Source organism: Pseudonocardia xishanensis (assembly GCF_039541715.1).
GTDB classification, from domain to species: Bacteria; Actinomycetota; Actinomycetes; order Mycobacteriales; family Pseudonocardiaceae; genus Pseudonocardia; species Pseudonocardia xishanensis.
Genome location: NZ_BAABGT010000084.1, coordinates 1 through 4202, shown reverse-complemented (window position 1 = coordinate 4202; position 4202 = coordinate 1). Strand labels below are relative to the sequence as shown.

5 protein-coding genes are annotated in these 4202 nt (G+C 70.2%); 2 read left to right on the top strand and 3 right to left on the bottom strand.

Annotated elements, in window-relative coordinates; all coding sequences use genetic code 11:
• Positions 1–438, top strand: a 438-nt coding sequence (locus ABD993_RS26765; protein ID WP_345424263.1) for an Rv3235 family protein, incomplete at its 5' end; no start/stop codon positions are given.
• Between the two features lie 15 nt (positions 439–453).
• Here the strand turns inward: ABD993_RS26765 and ABD993_RS26760 are convergent.
• A complete protein-coding gene (locus tag ABD993_RS26760; protein WP_345424260.1) occupies positions 454–1707 on the bottom strand; it encodes an IS110 family RNA-guided transposase in 1254 nt (417 codons plus the stop codon).
• 438 nt (positions 1708–2145) lie between these two features.
• Between ABD993_RS26760 and ABD993_RS26755 the strand changes: the two genes are divergently transcribed.
• Positions 2146–2715 (top strand): hypothetical protein, encoded by a 570-nt coding sequence (locus ABD993_RS26755; RefSeq protein ID WP_345424258.1) that lies wholly within the window; start codon positions 2146–2148, stop codon positions 2713–2715.
• A gap of 214 nt (positions 2716–2929) precedes the next feature.
• Here the strand turns inward: ABD993_RS26755 and ABD993_RS26750 are convergent, their stop codons facing one another.
• Positions 2930–3802: an IS3 family transposase gene (locus ABD993_RS26750; protein WP_345424266.1), complete on the bottom strand. Its 873-nt coding sequence runs from the start codon at positions 3800–3802 to the stop codon at positions 2930–2932.
• 8 nt (positions 3803–3810) lie between these two features.
• A complete protein-coding gene (locus ABD993_RS26745) occupies positions 3811–4113 on the bottom strand; it encodes a transposase (RefSeq protein ID WP_345424255.1) in 303 nt (100 codons plus the stop codon).
• Between the last annotated feature and the right edge of the window lie 89 nt (positions 4114–4202).

Below are 4202 nucleotides of genomic sequence, written 5' to 3'. Positions count from 1 at the left end.
CTGCAGACGGTGGTGTGGGACAACGCGGAGCTGTTGGAGCCGTGCCCGAGCTGCGGGCACTGGGAGCACCTCGACGAGCCCGCCGCGCCGGCAATGGGTCCCGTAGTGCAAGACGTGCGCCTGGATCGGTCGGCGGTGTTGGTCGCGGCGTGGACGCTCACGCTGGTGGTCGAGGTCCTCGACGGGCGGCGCCCGGCCCGGCAGATCAGGGGGCTGGTGGAGCCGCGGGTGCTGCGCTATCTGGCCGCGGTCCCGGCTGGTCGGCGCGGGTCGTGTGCGGGAGCGCGGTTGCTGTCGGTGCATCCGAGCCAGCCGCATGAGGGCGCGGTCGAGGTCGCCGCGTCGCTGCGTCTGGCGGGGCGGCGACGGGCGATGGCCGCGTCGTTCTTCCTGTCCGGTGTGGACTCCTGGCTCTGTGAGACGGTGCGGATTCTGTGACGGGCGGCCGGGCGGTCAGGCCACCGCTGCCGCCGGCGCCACTGCGTCGTCCGACGTGCCGGTCTCGGTGGGGTGCTGGTCTCGGGACTGTCTCGCCGCGACCGCGGCGGCGTGCTGAACGGGGTCGTAGGCGACGTTGTCGGTCCAGCAGCGCCAGATGACCCGTAGCCAGGCCCGGCCCAGGATCCGGACGGCGTGGGCGTGGTTGTGCCCGCGTCCCCGGGCGCGGGCATAGACGTCCTGGGCCCAGGGATGCGCGGCGCGGCTGGCGTCGGCGAAGTCCACTATGGCCTGACGCAGCTTGTAGTTGCAGCCGCGGCGGAACGCGACGTAGTGCGCGCGCCCCGACGCCCTGGTCGACGGGGAGATCCCGGCCGCGGCGGCCAGGGCGTCGTCGGTGGGATAGCGGCCTCGGGCGTCGCCGATCTCGGCGAGCATCGACGCCGCACGGACCTTCCCCGACCGGGGCAGGCTGGTGAACACCGCCGCGTCCGCGTGGGCGGCGAGGGCCTGCTCGATGTGGGTCTCGATGGTCTTGATCCGCTCGTGCAGGCTGGTCAGCAACGCGACGAGCTGCAGCGTGATCACCTCGCCGGCGTCGGCGGCGGGGCCGTCGAGGTGTCCGGCCGGGGCGCCGGTGAGGTGGTCGAACAGCTGCGCGGGGGTGCGGGTGCTCGGACGGGTGTAGCGCTCGGCCTTGAGCCACGCGCCCAGGCGCTTCTCGGTGAGCCAGCGGGCGTGGCGCGGGGTGGGGAAGCGGGTCAGGAACGCTAGGGAGATCTTCCCGTCGAGCTGGTGGAACAGGCCCACCGTGCCGGGGTGGGCGAGCTGCAGGTGCGCGCGGAGCTGGTTGTGGGCGACCACCCTGGCCTTGACCAGGTCGGCGCGGGCGCGCACGAGCATCCGGAGCCCGACGGTGGCGTCGGTGTCGGTGGTGAGCGGAGTCAGCCGGCGGCGGTCGGTGCGCAGGACGTCGGCGAGCAGGTAGGCGTCGAACCGGTCGTCCTTGTTGCGGGCCACGCTGTAGCGGCTGCGCAGGGCGGTGACCTGCTGCGGGACGATCAGGAACACCGTCAGGGCTGCTTGGAGCAGCGCGGCTACGACCGGGCCGTCGCCGCGTTCGATCGCGACACCGGTGACGCCGTGGCGGTGCAGCGTGGTGACGAGCTTGCGCAGGCCGGCGGCGGTGTGGCGGACGGTGAACCGCTCCAGGGCGGCGCCGGTGTCGTCGATGACGCACACGGCGTGTTCGGACCACGACCAGTCCACTCCGGCCCATCGGACCGGCCGCCCGTCCGAGCTCGGTGCCTGCCCGGGGCTGCTGTCGCCGGACTGTGTCTGTCCATGGTCGTGCATCGGTGTCGATCACTCCGTTCGGCGTGTGGGGGAGCGTTCCCGAGTGGGCGCGGCTGCCGGTCGGTCACTGGAGCGCTCGTGGCGCACAACCCCATCGCCGGTCAGCACGCCCCGTCCCGTCGGGCCTCGCATTGTCAAGGCGGACCTGCGAGGCCACGCGAGCCTGGGCGATGGCCCGACGGTCCGGGATGCGCACCAGATCCCCTCGGATCCGGCAGGTCCCAGCTTCCTGCAGTGACCGCGAGCCTCGGAGGCCGTGCCGGTGCGCCTTACCGCGGCGGGGGACAGCACCCCGCCACCCTAAAGGGACGGGCCGACAGACCCGGACCCCGCAGACAGCGGGAGGCCACCATGACCAGCAAGCAGCGCACCCGGAACACCACCACCGACACCACGTCGACGGACAGCGCCACCTCGACCGAGCCGGGCGTGACGGGCGGGATCGGCGAGCGTGCGGACGGTACGGGGCAGGTGATCGGGTTCTCGGTGCGGCTGGCCGGGCGGGTGCCGACCCGGCTGGATCTGCAGCACGCCGGGACCCCGGAGGCCCAGCTGGGGCTCTCGGCCGGACCGGTGCTGGTATACCTGGGCAGCCACTACACCGCGGCGCGAATCGCGCAGTCCTGGGCGGCCGCGGCGCCGGTGGCGACCTCGCTGGTCCCGCACCTGACCTCGCGCCGGGCCGTGCTGACGGCGGGTCCGTGGTCGGTGTCGGCGATGGTGCGCCTGGGCGGGGAGGCCACGATCACCGGCGGGCTGCTGCCCGGGAAGCCGGGGTCGGACCTGCCCGCGATCCTGCGTCTGCGCGTCGGGCCGATCACGTTGGAGCTGCGCGATGCCGCCGCCTACACCACGATGCTCGCCGCATGGCGTAAGGCCGCGGCGTTGTTGTCAACTGTGGATGCGATCGACCGTTCTTGAGGAGGTTGTGAACGGGAACGGCCCGGCCGCTGGCGCGGCCGGGCCGTTCCCGTTCACGGTGGCCGCATGAGATGGAAGGTGGGAGTGCTGCGGCCGGGACGGGAGAACGTCGACTGGACCGCCGCCGGTGTTGAGACAACCTGGACCCGCACGCGACGGCGGGCGTGCGACGAACTGAGCTTGGCCCCCAGCGCCGGACACTGACGGTGTGGGGTCAGTGATCTCGGTCAGGCGGGGTGTGTGCTGCTTCGAAGTCTGCTGGCGACAGCATTCCGATGCTGGAATGACGTCGTAGTGGGTTGTACCAGCACTCTATCCATTCGAATATCGCGGTGGCAAGCTCTGCTCTGGTTTCCCACGTTCGAGAGTCGAGGAGTTCGAGTTGCATGGTGCCCCAGAACGACTCGACCAGGGAATTGTCGTAGCAATCGCCGACCGAGCCCATCGAGGGGACGAGGCCGGCGTCGACGAGTCGCCGCCCGAACGCCCATGATGTGAATTGAGATCCGTGGTCGGAATGTAGGATCGTGGACTGTCGTTCCGGTTGTCGCCGGAGGATGGCCATGCCGAGGGCGTCGACGACGAGTTCGGTGCGCATGTTGTCGTCGATGGACCAGTCGACGACTTTCCGGGAGAACACGTCGATGACCGCGGCGCAGTAGATCTTCCCTTCTCGGGTGGGGTGCTCGGTGATGTCGGTGCACCAGATGTCGTTCGGGCCGTCGACGACAAAGTCGCGGTCGACCAGGTCGTCGTAGGGGTCGGCGTGCGGGTCACGGACGGTGCATCCGCGGCTGCGGCGTCGGTAGAGGCCCTGGATCCCGGCCTCGCGCATGAGTCGGGCGACCCGCTTGTGGTTGACCACCATGCCGAGCCCGAGGGTGAGCTCGGCGTGGATCCGTGGCCATCCGTAGGTCTGTCGGGAATTGTGATGAATCTTCTCGATGTGTTTCACAAGGAGCTCGTTCTCCTGCGCTCGCAGAGATTTCACTCCGGAGCGCCATTCGTAGTAGCCCTGTCGGCGTACGCCGAGGACCCGGCAGGTCACCGCGACGTCATATCCGTCGTCGGCGAGTTCACGGACCAGCGGGAGGACTACTTTGGGAGGACGTTCTCCCGGGCGAAGTACGCCGCCGCACGCTTGAGGATCTCGTTTTCAACCTCGAGCCGGCGGGTCTTCTTGCGGAGCTCGGTGAGTTCGCGTTTCTCATCGCTGGACAGGCGGGTGGAGCTCGAGTTGCCGTCGTCTGCGTCGGCCTGGGAAAGCCAGTTCCGCAGGCACGACTCGGAGATCGACAGGTCCTTGGCGATCTCGCCGATCGGCTTGACCTTCGAGCGGGCGAGGTCGATGGCGCGCTGCCGGAACTCCGGCGGGTGAGGAGCGGGCACGAACGACATCCTTCCCGGCGGACGGTGTCCGCCTCAGGGCAGGTGATGTTGACCCCGCTCAGCGGACACGTCGGTGAGGAGACGTAGGGTCCGACGAT

What these genes read in the sequence shown, in the direction of transcription:
- ABD993_RS26755 (WP_345424258.1), top strand. Translation starts at nt 2,146, where the DNA reads ATGACCAGCAAGCAGCGCACCCGGAACACCACCACCGACACCACGTCG.
- ABD993_RS26745 (WP_345424255.1), bottom strand. Translation starts at nt 4,113, where the DNA reads ATGTCGTTCGTGCCCGCTCCTCACCCGCCGGAGTTCCGGCAGCGCGCC.